This is a genomic window from Acinetobacter sp. Ac_5812 (assembly GCF_013072695.1).
In the GTDB taxonomy this organism is placed as follows: domain Bacteria; phylum Pseudomonadota; class Gammaproteobacteria; order Pseudomonadales; family Moraxellaceae; genus Acinetobacter.
In genome coordinates, this window is sequence record NZ_LXUK01000008.1 from 103,370 (window position 1) to 117,564 (window position 14,195).

15 protein-coding genes are annotated in these 14,195 nt (G+C 41.7%); 4 read left to right on the plus strand and 11 right to left on the minus strand.

Features of this window, described 5'->3' with window-relative positions; translation table 11 throughout:
• Window positions 1–54: 54 nt before the first annotated feature.
• The gene (locus A7P55_RS06510; RefSeq protein ID WP_171551522.1) at window positions 55–798 is read right to left on the minus strand and encodes an SDR family oxidoreductase; all 744 of its coding nucleotides are present in this window, start codon (window positions 796–798) and stop codon (window positions 55–57) included.
• Between the two features lie 212 nt (window positions 799–1,010).
• On the opposite strand from A7P55_RS06510, the gene A7P55_RS06515 reads away from it, so the two are divergent.
• Entirely contained in the window at window positions 1,011–1,646 is a 636-nt protein-coding gene (locus A7P55_RS06515; protein WP_171551523.1) for a TetR/AcrR family transcriptional regulator, read from the plus strand.
• Window positions 1,647–1,720: 74 nt separating this feature from the next.
• Here A7P55_RS06515 and A7P55_RS06520 read toward each other — a convergent pair whose 3' ends face one another.
• The 5 genes from A7P55_RS06520 to A7P55_RS06540 form a co-directional block, all read right to left on the minus strand.
• Window positions 1,721–2,323, minus strand: coding sequence for a flavin reductase family protein (locus tag A7P55_RS06520; protein WP_171551524.1), 603 nt, complete (start codon window positions 2,321–2,323; stop codon window positions 1,721–1,723).
• 18 nt (window positions 2,324–2,341) lie between these two features.
• Window positions 2,342–2,752 (minus strand): GFA family protein, encoded by a 411-nt coding sequence (locus A7P55_RS06525; protein ID WP_171551525.1) that lies wholly within the window; start codon window positions 2,750–2,752, stop codon window positions 2,342–2,344.
• Window positions 2,753–2,869: 117 nt separating this feature from the next.
• A complete protein-coding gene (locus A7P55_RS06530) occupies window positions 2,870–3,529 on the minus strand; it encodes a hypothetical protein (protein ID WP_171551526.1) in 660 nt (219 codons plus the stop codon).
• A gap of 58 nt (window positions 3,530–3,587) precedes the next feature.
• The gene (locus tag A7P55_RS06535) at window positions 3,588–4,775 is read right to left on the minus strand and encodes a TIGR03862 family flavoprotein (RefSeq protein WP_171551527.1); all 1,188 of its coding nucleotides are present in this window, start codon (window positions 4,773–4,775) and stop codon (window positions 3,588–3,590) included.
• Window positions 4,768–5,412 (minus strand): SAM-dependent methyltransferase, encoded by a 645-nt coding sequence (locus A7P55_RS06540; protein ID WP_171551528.1) that lies wholly within the window; start codon window positions 5,410–5,412, stop codon window positions 4,768–4,770. The genes A7P55_RS06535 and A7P55_RS06540 overlap by 8 nt, the downstream gene beginning before the upstream one ends.
• A gap of 91 nt (window positions 5,413–5,503) precedes the next feature.
• Here A7P55_RS06540 and A7P55_RS06545 point away from each other — a divergent pair, with 91 nt between their 5' ends.
• Together A7P55_RS06545 and A7P55_RS06550 are read left to right on the plus strand one after the other, a co-directional pair.
• Window positions 5,504–5,695, plus strand: a complete 192-nt coding sequence (locus A7P55_RS06545; protein WP_171551529.1) for a DNA gyrase inhibitor YacG — start codon at window positions 5,504–5,506, stop codon at window positions 5,693–5,695.
• Between the two features lie 268 nt (window positions 5,696–5,963).
• Complete coding sequence (locus tag A7P55_RS06550) at window positions 5,964–7,700, plus strand: hypothetical protein (RefSeq protein WP_171551530.1); 1,737 nt, start codon at window positions 5,964–5,966, stop codon at window positions 7,698–7,700.
• A 53-nt stretch (window positions 7,701–7,753) separates the two neighbouring features.
• Here the strand turns inward: A7P55_RS06550 and A7P55_RS06555 are convergent, their stop codons facing one another.
• From A7P55_RS06555 to A7P55_RS06575, 5 genes are all read right to left on the minus strand, one after another.
• Entirely contained in the window at window positions 7,754–8,398 is a 645-nt protein-coding gene (locus A7P55_RS06555; RefSeq protein ID WP_171551531.1) for an MBL fold metallo-hydrolase, read from the minus strand.
• 29 nt (window positions 8,399–8,427) lie between these two features.
• A complete protein-coding gene (gene hemH, locus A7P55_RS06560; RefSeq protein ID WP_171551532.1) occupies window positions 8,428–9,444 on the minus strand; it encodes a ferrochelatase in 1,017 nt (338 codons plus the stop codon).
• Between the two features lie 70 nt (window positions 9,445–9,514).
• Complete coding sequence (locus A7P55_RS06565; RefSeq protein WP_171551533.1) at window positions 9,515–10,543, minus strand: DUF4062 domain-containing protein; 1,029 nt, start codon at window positions 10,541–10,543, stop codon at window positions 9,515–9,517.
• Between the two features lie 95 nt (window positions 10,544–10,638).
• Window positions 10,639–11,526, minus strand: a complete 888-nt coding sequence (murI, locus tag A7P55_RS06570) for a glutamate racemase (RefSeq protein ID WP_171551534.1) — start codon at window positions 11,524–11,526, stop codon at window positions 10,639–10,641.
• A 43-nt stretch (window positions 11,527–11,569) separates the two neighbouring features.
• Entirely contained in the window at window positions 11,570–12,193 is a 624-nt protein-coding gene (locus A7P55_RS06575; RefSeq protein WP_171551535.1) for a DUF1285 domain-containing protein, read from the minus strand.
• A 186-nt stretch (window positions 12,194–12,379) separates the two neighbouring features.
• On the opposite strand from A7P55_RS06575, the gene A7P55_RS06580 reads away from it, so the two are divergent.
• Window positions 12,380–14,092, plus strand: a complete 1,713-nt coding sequence (locus tag A7P55_RS06580) for an electron transfer flavoprotein-ubiquinone oxidoreductase (RefSeq protein WP_171551536.1) — start codon at window positions 12,380–12,382, stop codon at window positions 14,090–14,092.
• Window positions 14,093–14,195 lie beyond the last annotated feature (103 nt).

Genomic DNA, 14,195 nt, shown 5'->3' on the forward strand with positions numbered 1-14,195 from the left:
TAACCTCCTTTTTTTATCGCTTTGATTTATCAAAATTCTTTCTATGTCGCCTGTTCAGGCATTAAAACCCCCATCCACATCAATCACTGCACCTGAAATATAACGCCCGCTTTCACCCACCAGATGAAGCACAGTTGCGGCAATATCATCGGGATGCCCATAATCAGCCAATGCCAAAGTCGCTCGTGCGGCGTCAGCATGTGATCCATCAGCAGGATTCATATCGGTATCGGTTGGTCCTGGTTGGACAAGATTGACTGTAATGCCGCGCTTGCCCAGATCTCGTGCAACCCCCTTAGTCAAACCCACCAAGGCAGCTTTACTGGTTGCATATAAACTGATCCCTTCACGACTTGCCCTTGATGCAAGACAGCTGCCAATCGAAATAATGCGCCCATCATCAGGCAAATACTTGCTTGCCTGCATGGTCGCAGCAAACACTGCACGTAAGTTGACAGACATGGTCTGGTCATAATCATCAAGTGTGAGCTGATCAATCTGCCCCGTCAGAAAATTACCCGCGTTGTTGACTAGAATATCCAATCGTCCAAGTCTGCTCACAGTGGTATCAACTGCAGCTATAACCTGTGTTGCATCAACGGCGTCCGCTGTAATCACTTCAGCACGTCGACCCAATGCACGAATTTCTGTAGCGACAGCCTCAGCTTGTTGCTCCGAACGACTATAAGTAATCGCCACATCTGCACCGTGTTTCGCAAGCATACGAGCAATAGCTGCACCAATACCTCGACTTCCACCAGTAACCAGTGCAACTTTTCCTGTGAGTGTCTTATTCATTATGAAAATTCCTATTTTAGGGTTAAACGGGGATTCAGCGATCTACAAACTCATTGATATCAATCCACAAGCACCAAAAGCACCAATGAGATTAAAAGACCTAAGCACCCACCAACATATGTATCGATCGATATAAATGTAAGCCTCCCTAGAAACCTTGTCAACGACTTTTGTATCGACTAGTATATATATCATTAAAAGAGGAGTTCCAAATGGCACAAATGGGCCGACCTAGGACCTTTGAACGTGATCAAGCAATTCAGCAGGCCATGCATCTATTTTGGCAATACGGATATGACTCGACATCCTTAGCCCTACTCAAAGCCAATATTGGCAGTGGTATCAGTGCTCCTAGCTTCTATGCTGCCTTTGGTTCCAAAGAGGAATTATTCCGAGAAGTCATTGAGTATTACATCGCAACGCATGGTCAGGTCACGAACAGTCTCTGGGATGAAAGTCTTGCAGCAAGAGAAGCAATTGAACGGACCCTGCGCCAATCCGTGAAAATGCAAACTGAATCCAGTCATCCAAAAGGTTGTTTATTGGTTGTTTCAACGGCGACCTGTTCCCCCGAAAATATCCATATTCAACAACTCTTAACCCAGCATCGCCTAACAACTCACGATAGATTTACGCAATGCGTTCAACGTGCTGTGGATACAGGTGAATTAACAGCTGATACGAATATCGATGCTTATGCGACTAGCCTATATAGCTTTTTACTTGGCATATCCGTACTAGCGCGTGATGGAGTTTCTGGTGATTGTTTAGATGCAGCAGTAACAGAAATCATGTGTCACTGGGATTCACGCGTTGTCACATCACAAGTCAAACTTCATCATGATTAAGTCTTTAGCTAAAGCGATTATTACAAAATAAAAAGGAGGCTTAATACCTCCTTTTTTCTTTCATTTTTTAAGATTCAAGGACGCGACAATTTTCGTAAATCTGTCGTTAAACTATAAAAATCTCCACCCATTTTGCCGACACTCTGAAGTTGCTGCTGATCAATCATTTGACCATTCCACAAACGGTCATCGACATAAATTGATTTCACATCCAGCAAAGCCACTGTTCCACCTAATGGAAGCGTACTCAGTTGAATGACTTCCCTTAACTGGCATTCGTAGCGAACAGGCGCATGCTTTACCGCTAACGCTGCAACTGCATGGCTGGGTTCAGATTCAATCTCAGCAAAATCAAATTCGCTTTGCTCAGGGGGCAATAAAGCACAGGATAAATTCATCTGTTCCAATAAGGCTGTATTGGCAATATGCACCACACATTCTTTGGTCGCAATTAAATTTCTGATGGTATCTTTATCCTGCCCATTTCTTGGATTCACTTGTGAATACCACAGAATAGGTGGATTACAGCTGGCCACATTAAAGAAGGAATATGGGGCAATATTGGCAACCCCATCTGTCGACAGGGTACTGATCCATGCGATCGGTCGAGGGGTAATCCCCCCAACCAACAAGCGATAGATTTCATTGGCATCTAAATCAGACGTTTCAAAAATCATGATAACAACACGTCCAATTTAGGGACGTTCAGCATATTGCGGTAAATCATCGGCAATACAATCCCATTCGGCTTTAGAAGCCGCAAAAATATGCATGCTCGGTTTTTGCTGCAAAGGCGTATCCAGAGTCCCGATTCTTAAACGATGTAATTCTGGCTGCGCATCCCGCGAACTGATCAGCGGGGAGCCACATTCGCCACAAAACCAGCGATACACGCCCGATGCAGCAAATTTTTTAACTAGATGCTCACCCTGAGTAATTTTAAAATCTGCACTACTGATTGGTGCATTGGTTGCATAAGCCGTACCATTGGCTTTACGACAGCGCTGACAATGGCATTGTATGATCTCACCGATTTCACCATGAATTTCATAATGAATCCCATCACATAAGCAGCTACCACGATATACGGGTGAAGCTTGAGACATATCCCTATTCCAAATGAACATTTACTCAAAATTAGCATTTTTAAACGCTGCATAACAAGGCAAATCTGCTTAAGAAATATGACGAGATTTGAGGAAAATTACACAGCCCTTTTCAACTCAACTGATGAGGGCAGTAAATGCGCCAATGATTAAAATATAGAAAAAGATCGGCAGACCTAAAAACCAAAACTTTGCCCATCCATTGGTAAGAAACACTTGTGTAGCCCCGTGATAACTCACCCAACACGACAAGAATAAAAATGGAACTGGAATAAATCCTAAAATTGTAGATTGGTTATAGGCTTCAAAATAATTTGGATATAAAAATGTTTGGATCGCCGTTGTAATCACAATCGGCAATACAAAGACCAAGGATTGCAGTACATACACGTGTCGAGCAAGTTGTGGATCAGCCTCTTTGGCACCTGAAAACTGCAATCTTTTTTTATACCACCAACCCTGAATCAACCACGCAATCGCTGCTGAAATAATACCGGCAACCAACACCCATAACCAGTAACTCAACCATGATTCCGTAATCCAGTCGATCAATGGCCTAATGCCACTTGTTTCTGCATTTAATAATTTTTGATCTACCCGATCCATGACCGCAACGATACCAATCAGATAAGCTGCAAAAATAATACTTCTATGATGGTAAACCGTAGACTGAGAAAAGAATTTTTTCGGTTGAAAAAACAAATGAAATAAGTTGCTCAGTTGAAATGGTTTGATGATCTCGTTGTCTTTTGTTTCTACAGTCGGCTCAATATTCATATGCCCTCTTCATAAATTAATTTAGATTATTTTTATGCAAGTATTTTAACTAATTTTATCATTTGATAAATATATTGACCCCTTCTCCCGCTGCACGCCCCGTCGCGAAACAAGCCGTCAGCAAATATCCCCCTGTTGGTGCATCCCAGTCCAACATTTCACCACAGCAAAAGACATAAGGATTGGACTGCAATTGCAGTTGTGGTGATACAGCGCTTTGCTTGACCCCACCTGCACAGCTAATCGCCTCTTCGATTGGACGGAAGCCATCTAAAGCAATACTGAGTTGCTTCATCTGCTGTGCCATGTATTTGGCATCAGACCATAGGCTTTTTGCAACAACTTCACGCAGCAGATTAATTTTGACCTGATCTAAACCCGCTTTACGCCAAAGATTGGTGAGAGATTGCTTTTTATTGCCCTGTAATTTTTGTTGTAATTGTTCAATACTGACATCGGGCAGTAGGTCCAGATGTAATTGTAGATTCCGCTGTTGCGACAATTGTGCTCTTAAATCACGACCGAGTTTATAAATCACACCACTTTCTAAGCCGTAGTGAGTAATGATGATATCGCCATGTGTTTGCTGTTCGGATTGCACCCATGCATTGACTCGCTTCAGCGGCTGACCGAAACACGCTTGCATGAACGGCGACCATGTTTTAAGCACGCCAGCATTACTGGCTTGGAAAGGCTCAATCGCACCTGAAGCCAGCCATTGCTGCCATGCACCATCACTGCCTAACTGCGACCATGATACTGCGCCACAGGCCAAAATAATCGCATCATAAGCTGCACTAAAGCGCTGGGTTTGGTTCTCAATCGTGAGTTGATTTTCAGATAAATCCACACAACGATGACGATAGTGGAACTTCACCCCATCGGTCATTAAGCGTTTTAACCATGCACGAAGTAAGGGTGCAGCTTTCATTTCAATCGGGAAAATTCGACCAGAGCTACCGATATAAGATTCGATCCCAAGTCCTTGCATCCAGTTCTGAATCCACTGCGCATCCCATTGCTTCACCCAAGGACCCAGCCATTCTGCCTGATCATAACGTTGTATAAACCTATCGACAGGCTCAGCATGTGAAATGTTTAAGCCTGTTTTGCCCGCCATTAAAAACTTACGTGCCGCCGAAGGCTTTTGTTCAAACACATCAATTTCATAGTCATATTGGCTTAGAACTTCAGCAGCCATTAATCCTGCTGGGCCTGCACCAATAATCGCAACACGCTTAGGCATCAGCTTGCTCTTGAGCGTTTTGACCTTGTAACGGTTCAAAATCATCAAAGCGGGTTGCATAGCCTTCTGGTTTTCGAATGATCAACTGTTGGCACAACTCACCGCGCTCTAAATACTTAATTTCAAAATGCGTTCGGGCAGAATCCGCTGCAATTTTTTGCTTTTCATGCGGTAGTTTCCACAATTCAATCAACTGCTGTTCCGCTTCATCGATATATTCAGGGATATTACTTGCCAGTGTAATCGTACCATTCGGTTGAAGACGGGAAAGTAGAAACTCGAAGAAAGGCATATTGAGCCAACGCTGCGCTGGATTATGCGGTTCTGGATTTGGATAGAGAATAAAAAATTGTTCAACTTGTGCAGGGAATAAGGCATGCACTACCCAAGGGAGTGCATCTGCATGAATCGGATTTAAATGCTCGCGTGGTTCTAATTGATGCTGTTTCTGCATTGCCACAAATTTTTCTTTGGTTCGCTCAATTGCATACAACGTGGTGTGCGGATTTTGCCCAGTAAACATTAAGGCATGTTTACCTTTTCCTGCTCCAATCTCAACGCAAATCGGCGAATTGGGAATGGCTATAAAATCACGAGGGGCTTGCATACGTTGTGCTTGAAATTGACGAATCGACATAATCTCATCAAACTATCTAGAAATCGGCATAAGTCTAACAACTCACCTTACTTTTGCCTAATCTATTTGCTCTTTGTTCTAGGAATTTTCTATGCCACGTACATTCCCCTGCCCGCGTTGCGCTGAAGCCAGCACTTGGGAAGGCAATCAATTTCGTCCTTTCTGTTCAGAACGCTGTAAGTTGATTGATCTCGGTGCTTGGGCCAGTGATGAATACAAACTCCCGACTCAGGATGCGCCACAAGCAGATCAAAAACGCAATGAAGATGATTATGAGGATTAATCATCTTCATTCTTTCCACCATTAGAAAGTTTTCCCCCAATCCAGATTGATGCATTTTAATAAAAATTTACACATTTTAGATATGTGAATTACATCACAGTAATTTACTTTTTTTTGACCTTATGCAAACCTTAATCCAAACATTGTAATGAATAAAAATAGCAAATAACTCACGACAACTTATATCTCATACTGGTCCAACCTTAATCAAAATTTTATAGGGATCAGTTTGTTTAATAAAAATATTTAGACTTACTAGGATGTAATAATGAATCAATCTATTCCTTATCAGCTCAGGGTTTTAGTCACTCAAATAGATCCAAATTTAGATGCCAATTGGCAGCTAAGTTTACAAACACTTTTTTCCACCTGCGTTGCTGAAGACCGTGAAAATATCTGTCAGCAGATTTTGCAACTCAAAAAGATTCACTGGAATCGAAAAGAGCAAAGTTTTTCTTATCTTGCCAAGCATGACATCCACCTATTGGCAGAAAAAATTCAAGATGCACCCATGAAAGTGTTCGTCAGAACCATTGCCAATTCTTTGGAAAAATTAGAACAATACCAAGATATTTATGCCATCTCCGACTATTTAGAGAATATGCTCGGTCAGATTAACTGCATCAATACAGAAGATGATTTTGATCTACAAGAACAGAAAAAACAGGTGTTAAAAGAATTTATCTATGCCTCTGCACAAATTATTTTACAGAAAGAAATTATTCAATTGCCTGCCAATCAAAGACATATCAATACGGGTGTCATCAAAACCTTTATTACTGAAGTATTTTTGAAACAACAGCTACTTAAATATTCCTTTAACATTATTCGTTCTCATCAGTTACGTGAAGAAAAGCCACATATTCTTAAATATTTTTTATACCAACAGCAAAAAACAAAACAACTTGATATTGTTAAAACGTCTCAATATATCTTTGCACTCGCACCGAGCAAAGAAGGTATCGCAAATACTTTTTCGATTCGACGCTTTTTGCAGGAAGAAAAATTTGAAGCCTGTGAAAATATTTACTTCAATGCTGCTTTTTTAGCTTTAGAGCAAATCGAAGATGAATCACAGCATCAGCAATTCCGATGGCAAATGGATCACATCATTACTATTGATAAACAGGTCAATCACTATGTCTCTGATATTGTTCGTCATATCGAGCTTTATGTCAATAAAACCCTGATTCCCTTTTTGATGGAACCGCTCAATCCCCACGGCGTCTTTATTGAAAAGCTCATTGAACAACGACTGATTGATTTTGAACAGAAACTCTGTCGCAATATTCTTGAACCGATCGCAGATGCGTTAAAACATGCAGTACATCATAGTGATGAATGTCATTACCTTTACATTAGCGTCAAACAAACCTTGGATGATCTGATTAGCCATTTTATTGCCTTTCAATCACAACCTTCAATTATCTTAAATAAACAGGTCAATCTATTTATCGCGCGACTTAAATCCTACGCCACCTTATTGCAAAAACGCCATAGCGATGTATTTACCGTGTTTTCTTATGATGACTGGAAAAAGCACCATACAGCAGCACTAGAGCCGACCAATATCCTCAAAGACTTAAGCATTAGTTGTTTGCAAGAATATAAAGATGCATTTTCAGAGTTAAAAGAGAATCAGCGTCAACTGAAACAAAGCGTGTCTTTTCTCAGTAAGCTACTCAATAAACCACAGAAAATAAAAGATAATATTATTCAGTTAAAAGAGAAAACCTCACAAATCAAAAGACATGCGCATCAAGAAATTATTCGCATTCAACGGCGCTTTCCATCATTGATTATATATTTAGAATTTGAATCACTGATTTCAATCAATCATAAAGAACGGCACTATGCCTTCCCGACAGGAGACAATGGTATTACCCGTCTACCGATTTTGATTCAGATTCCAGAAGATAAAGCATCTTTTGATTTACAAAGTATTTGTAATAGTTTGAATTTTGATGTGAATCTTGCCAATCAAAAATGGCTAGAAGCAATTTAAACTGCAAGCTTCTGTATAACCGCGAATACTTATACAGAAGCTTAAATCAAAGATTAACCCGCTTTGCTTGCCACAAAAGGATTGAATTGCTTTTCATAACCGATGGTGCTCATCGGTCCATGACCTGAGATAAATTGCGTTTCATCTGGCAGGCTAAAGCATTCGCGTTGAATCGAATCTAACAGCTGTTGGTGATTGCCTTTTGGAAAGTCAGTCCGTCCAATCGAACCTTTAAACAGTACGTCACCCGTCCACAACAAGCCATGCTTGGCGTTATAGAACATCACATGCCCTGGGGTATGACCTGGGGCAAAACGAACCTCAAATTCATCCTCACCCAGCTTTAATACTTCGCCACCTTCAAGCCATTGATCAACTTTTACAGGCTGTGGGATTGGAAAACCATAACGTGCCGAGACTTCCTGAATCATATCCAACCAGAACTGATCTTCTTTATGTGGACCAATGACTGGTATTTTCCATGTCTCCGCCAACTCACCGACTGCACCGGCATGGTCAAGATGTCCATGGGTTAACCACAATGCTTTGACCTTTAAGCCCAAGGTTTCTACTTCTTTTTTAAGTACCGCAGCATCACCACCCGCATCAATCAAAATCGCTTCTTTGCTTTCACTGTCCCACAGGATTGAGCAGTTTTGGGCAAATGCAGTAACAGGGACAATTTTGACTTGTAGCATAGAAACCTCTGGCGAAATAAAGCGTCGATTTAACGATGGGCTAAGGTATGAGTGAGTGCATCAAGATTAGCCTGAACCAGACTGGCAAGCAAATCTATATGCGCCTGATCTGCATTCAAGGCAGGAATATAGGCATAGTCGCCACCACCTGCATGCTGGAAAATCTCTTTATTTTGCATTGCCAACTCTTCCAGCGTTTCCAGACAATCGGCTGAAAATGCAGGGCTAATTACTTGTACTGACTGTACTTTTTGCTCAGCCCATTGTTGTAATAGCTGGTCGGTATACGGTTTGACCCACTCTTGCTTGCCAAATCTTGACTGGAAGCTAATCGCCCATTCATGCTCTTGCAGATGTAAAGCCTCCGCAACGAGACGCGCGGTCATTCGACAACGATCAGCATAAGGATCACCTTTATCGGCATAAGGCTGGGGAATACCGTGGAACGACATGAGTAATTTTTCAGGTTTCCCATGCTGCAATTGATAGTTTAATACGCTATCTACCAATGCCTGTATAAACAGAGGATGCTGATAATAATCCTTAATCAAGGTCATGCCGGGCAGATGACGTTGCTGTGGAATCCATTTGGCAAAGGCATCATATAAAGGTGCAGTTGAAGTCGCAGAATATTGTGGGAACAATGGTAGTAAAATGACGTGCTCTTGTGGTATTTGCGCCAGTTGATCAAGTACATCATGAATACTGGGTTGACCATAGGTCATTGCAGGGACAACGGTCAGCTCAAACTGATGATTTTCTTCTTGTAGACGCTGCTTAATCAGCAGTGTTTGTTCTAATACAATTTCACGCATGGGCGAGTCATTTGACCAAACCGAAGCATAAGCTTCAGCCACACGTTTTGGACGGAAAGTCAGGACAAATAAGTGCAGGATGATCCACCAAAGTAACTTGGGAATCTCAATCACCCGCGTATCTGACAAAAATTGCTTTAGAAAGCGTCTTACTGCTGGCACAGTGGCTGCATCTGGTGTACCAAGATTGGCCAGAATCACAGTCACTTTTGGTTTTTGTGTCGCTAACATAGACCGCATCCGCTTTTCATTGAGTTCATTCAATTACTTTAGCAGTTTTAAGGCTTTTTTCTAAATTGGATTAATGCATGGTCTTAAATTGAAAAACCCGATTACTGTCCAAAACATTACTTTCCAATAATTTCTGCCCTTTTGCCGTCAATTGCCACAGCATACGCTGACGATCATCGCGTCCAGTCGGCATGATCCATTCATTTTGACGCATCTGCAATTTAATCTCATGCAATGCCCGAATATTGACTTGAGCACGAGAAACCGCATGTGCTCTTGGCATCTCTTTACGCGCATCCTCCAAACCCGTTTCATTTAAATATTCATTCATGCGTTTAGAAAAATATTCTTCAGGTGTTGGGATAACAAAAGCCGAGCCCAATACATTCAGTAATTGTGCCCACGTCATTTTACGATGCGGTTTAACTTCTTTGAAATTACCATCCTGATAAGCATGCATGCGATACTCAAAAGAGTACAGTTCATGCATCGAGACTTTAGCAACATTGGTCAAAGGATCTGTTTCACGATTACCAAGCTCTGTTTCCAGCTGTTTGACTTTGGCTCGCAATGCATCAATTTCATCGCGTAGTACCTGTGTGTTTTGCGGACGTACCCAACCCACGACAGGATAACGCTCTAACATCTGCGGCATACTTGAACGAACAGCGAGTTCTAAATCTCTTAATGTGCGATAACAAAAGACTTGATCGACTTCATGTTGAAGCTGTTTTCTAAACTCTTTAAATTTTTCTTTTAATTCAGATTTGTGATCATGTAGTTTTGCATCACGTGATTCGGGATCTTCATGCATAAACACAATCACGGGCTTCTGTTTGGTCATCGCATATATGTATTCCAGATGCATATAACCCACACCTGAAACCGACTGCTCGCCATATTGGCTACCCAAAAGAATCACCACATAATCACAATCATCAATTTGACGACGGGCAATTGATGTACTTAAAGGCGTACGTTGCTCTAAACCCCAAGACAGGAATCCCATTCCCACAAGAGTTTGTGCCAAAACCGCTCGCTCTGGTTGCATTTCATTGCCAGAGGTAGAAATAAAGACTTGATAACGAGTATCTTGCATAGGCGAAGCCCCAATTCATTTATCAATAATATCAAGTATGCATCTTGATTTTTATTAACAGCTAACCCCAATAAAATATATAAAACTGGCTCAATTTAGATATGAGAGACACCTAGATCGTCCAAATTTCTAACTTTCCATGTTAATTGTTCTGGTATAAGGTGCTGAAGGACTGGTTGCAGCGCGACAGCATTGTTACCACTGACATAACATTCAATACGTGTAATATTATGACGCAATTTGTCACATAATAACCCATTTTTAATTAAAATATAGGTTGTTTGTCGTGCAACTGCTTGTCCAGAATCAATTAATTTTAATTTTTCTGCAAAAATCTGATGAATCGCTTGTTTTAGAAATGGATAGTGCGTACATCCCAACACTAAATAATCAGCTCCCTGCTCAACCACAGGTTGAAGTATCTGTTGCAAGACATTTAAACACGCCTGACTCATCTCCTGACCTGCTTCTACAAACGGCACCAATTCTAAATTTGTCACTGTTAGAACATTAACCCCAGCAGGTTCCGCAAATTTAGAGATGACATCTTTAATCAACTGACCGCGAAAGGTTGCAGGTGTCGCCAGTACTGCTACAACTTTTGACTGGGTTTGAATCACTGCGGGTTTCAATGCAGGGACTAAACCAACAATTGGAAACCGTTCACCATAATGGTCACGTAAATAATCCAAGCTAAATGCCGAAGCTGTATTACATGCGACAACTGCAATTTTGCAGCCTTGACGATACAACCATTCAATCGCTTGAGCCGTGAGCTGGCGGATTTCCTGATCACTACGTGCCCCATACGGGACATGTGCCGTATCTGCATAGTAGATAATCTGTTCATTGGGTAAATGTCGGGCAATCTCCTGCGCGACCGACAATCCACCTACCCCTGAATCAAAAACACCAATTGGAGCATCTGATGACGCATGTGGCATAGGATTGAGTAAAAGAGGCATCGATTGAACAGCTGTCATACACACTTAGGCATTGGTTTATTCGCTCTTTTAAGCTTAAACCTCAGGTGCTCAAATGCAAGACCAAATCACCACTTTTTAGTGTTAAAACCGTCTCACCCTGCGCATTTTCAGACAAACTGCCGTAGTTCACGAGATGATAAAAACTCTGACGCTGAATCAAGGCATTCATACCAAAGCGAACATGCACATAGGGTCTTAACTCACCGCCATATTCACGCATAAAAATGGGATGTTGCTCATCAACAATCACCACATCCTGATTGATCGTCGTCAGTTGTAAATAGGTTTTACCCTCTATTTCCACCTGATCTGCCTGATTAACGAGCAAAGGCTCATCTTCGACTTCAATTTCAATCTGTTCAACAGGGGTTTTGAGATAGAATTTACCATCTTCTTTCCACAAGACTTTGCTAAACAGGTCGAGTAGCGCTTGTCGTTTGACCAATTGACCTTCGTGCCACCATTCGCCATTGGCTTTTATGCGTAGATCCATTTTACCGCAATGCTTTGGATGCCACTGGTCCAATGGGGGAATTGACCTTTTGTGACTTTGCTGTACATCTTTTATGTATTGTGCAATGTCGATTAAGTTTTTATCATCAGAAAACATGATTTTTCCCTGATTTTCTAAAGGGTTTTGTGGAGAATCATTTTCATTTATCATAGTTTATGCCTTGATGACGAGAAAATATGACCGCTCAGCCAATTGGCGAGACCAAGGTTTAAAACTATACTAGCCCAAACGTTTGCGAGCACATACTACCATTTGTGTTCGGCAATTCAGAACACTCATGGCAGCACCGAATCGCAATATTACGGTTGCCACCCTTAAAAATATGAGGAGTCCTACATGGAACACATCGAACGTGAAGCGATGGAGTTTGACGTAGTGATCGTTGGCGCAGGACCTTCGGGTTTATCTGCTGCGATTAAAATTCGTCAATTAGCGATTGAAAACAACCTACCTGATCTTTCTGTATGTGTTGTTGAAAAAGGCTCTGAAGTAGGTGCGCATATCCTTTCCGGTGCTGTACTTGAACCACGTGCCATGAACGAATTATTTCCAAACTGGAAAGAAGAAGGTGCGCCACTGAATGTCCCTGTAACGGGCGACGAAACATATTTCTTACTGTCTGATAGCAAAGCACAAAAAATGCCGCATTGGATGGTGCCGAAATCAATGCACAACGATGGAAACTATGTGGTTTCTCTTGGTAACGTTGTTCGCTGGTTAGGTCAAAAAGCCGAAGAACTTGAAGTTTCAATCTTCCCGGGTTTTGCTGCTGCTGAAGTGCTTTATCATGAAGATGGTACGGTAAAAGGCATCCAAACAGGTGATATGGGGATTGGCAAAAATGGTGAGCCAACACATAACTTCACGCCTGGCTATGAACTACATGCCAAATATACTTTATTTGCTGAAGGCTGCCGCGGTCACCTCGGTAAGCGTCTGATTGCCAAATATAATCTAGATAAAGATGCTGATCCGCAACATTACGGTATCGGGATTAAAGAACTTTGGGAAATTGATCCTGCAAAACACAAACCAGGTTTAGTGATGCATGGCGCTGGTTGGCCTTTGTCTGAAACAGGTTCTACTGGTGGTTGGTGGTTATATCACGCAGAAAACAATCAAGTCACCATGGGCATGATCGTCGATTTATCTTATGAAAATCCACACATGTACCCATTCATGGAAATGCAACGTTGGAAAACACACCCAACCATCAAGCAATTCCTTGAAGGTGGCAAACGTATTTCTTACGGTGCTCGTGCAGTAGTCAAAGGCGGCTTTAATGCATTGCCTAAACTCACTTTCCCAGGCGGTTGCTTGATTGGTGATGATGCTGGTTTCTTGAACTTCTCAAAAATCAAAGGCTCACACACTGCAATGAAATCAGGCATGTTGTGTGGTGAAGCAGTGTTTGAAGCGATTGCAGCGGGTGTTGCCAAAGGTGGTGATCTTGCGATTGCACGTGTACTTGAAGGCGAAGACCACTTTGACAAAGAGCTCACTGCTTATACCGATAAATATAACAATTCTTGGTTAAAAGAAGAGTTATATAGCTCGCGTAACTTTGGTCCAGCGATGCACAAATTCGGTCAATGGATTGGTGGTGCATTTAACTTTATCGATCAAAACATCTTTAAAGTGCCATTCACGTTGCATGATCTTAAACAAGACTTTGCCGTGCTTAAAACGGTGGATGCTTCAACGTTTAAACCAAACTATCCAAAACCAGATGGCAAGTTGACTTTTGACCGTTTATCTTCAGTCTTTATCTCAAATACCGTACATGAAGAAAATCAGCCAGCTCATTTGAAGTTGACTGATCCATCTATTCCAGTGGATGTAAACCTACCAAAATGGGATGAGCCAGCTCAACGTTACTGCCCTGCTGGTGTTTACGAAATCATGGAAAATGATGATGGCTCTAAACGCTTCCAAATCAACGCAGCCAACTGTGTCCACTGTAAGACTTGTGATATCAAAGACCCATCACAAAACATTACGTGGGTAACGCCTGAAGGCGGCGGTGGTCCGAACTATCCGAATATGTAATTCCTTGCGACCCACTAAGACACTGTTTTGGTGGGTTTTATCTTTGGGGCTTTAGCCACTTCAATATTCAAATATATTTTAAGCATCAGATATAACTGACAAG

Excerpts from the sequence above, each read along its gene's own strand:
- A7P55_RS06555 (WP_171551531.1), bottom strand. The coding sequence starts at position 8,398 with ATGCTACAAGTCAAAATTGTCCCTGTTACTGCATTTGCCCAAAACTGC.
- A7P55_RS06550 (WP_171551530.1), top strand. The coding sequence starts at position 5,964 with ATGAATCAATCTATTCCTTATCAGCTCAGGGTTTTAGTCACTCAAATA.
- A7P55_RS06545 (WP_171551529.1), top strand. The coding sequence starts at position 5,504 with ATGCCACGTACATTCCCCTGCCCGCGTTGCGCTGAAGCCAGCACTTGG.
- hemH (WP_171551532.1), bottom strand. The coding sequence starts at position 9,444 with ATGTTAGCGACACAAAAACCAAAAGTGACTGTGATTCTGGCCAATCTT.
- A7P55_RS06520 (WP_171551524.1), bottom strand. The coding sequence starts at position 2,323 with ATGATTTTTGAAACGTCTGATTTAGATGCCAATGAAATCTATCGCTTG.
- A7P55_RS06580 (WP_171551536.1), top strand. The coding sequence starts at position 12,380 with ATGGAACACATCGAACGTGAAGCGATGGAGTTTGACGTAGTGATCGTT.
- A7P55_RS06535 (WP_171551527.1), bottom strand. The coding sequence starts at position 4,775 with ATGCCTAAGCGTGTTGCGATTATTGGTGCAGGCCCAGCAGGATTAATG.
- A7P55_RS06540 (WP_171551528.1), bottom strand. The coding sequence starts at position 5,412 with ATGTCGATTCGTCAATTTCAAGCACAACGTATGCAAGCCCCTCGTGAT.
- A7P55_RS06565 (WP_171551533.1), bottom strand. The coding sequence starts at position 10,543 with ATGCAAGATACTCGTTATCAAGTCTTTATTTCTACCTCTGGCAATGAA.
- murI (WP_171551534.1), bottom strand. The coding sequence starts at position 11,526 with ATGACAGCTGTTCAATCGATGCCTCTTTTACTCAATCCTATGCCACAT.
- A7P55_RS06510 (WP_171551522.1), bottom strand. The coding sequence starts at position 798 with ATGAATAAGACACTCACAGGAAAAGTTGCACTGGTTACTGGTGGAAGT.
- A7P55_RS06525 (WP_171551525.1), bottom strand. The coding sequence starts at position 2,752 with ATGTCTCAAGCTTCACCCGTATATCGTGGTAGCTGCTTATGTGATGGG.
- A7P55_RS06575 (WP_171551535.1), bottom strand. The coding sequence starts at position 12,193 with ATGATAAATGAAAATGATTCTCCACAAAACCCTTTAGAAAATCAGGGA.
- A7P55_RS06530 (WP_171551526.1), bottom strand. The coding sequence starts at position 3,529 with ATGAATATTGAGCCGACTGTAGAAACAAAAGACAACGAGATCATCAAA.
- A7P55_RS06515 (WP_171551523.1), top strand. The coding sequence starts at position 1,011 with ATGGCACAAATGGGCCGACCTAGGACCTTTGAACGTGATCAAGCAATT.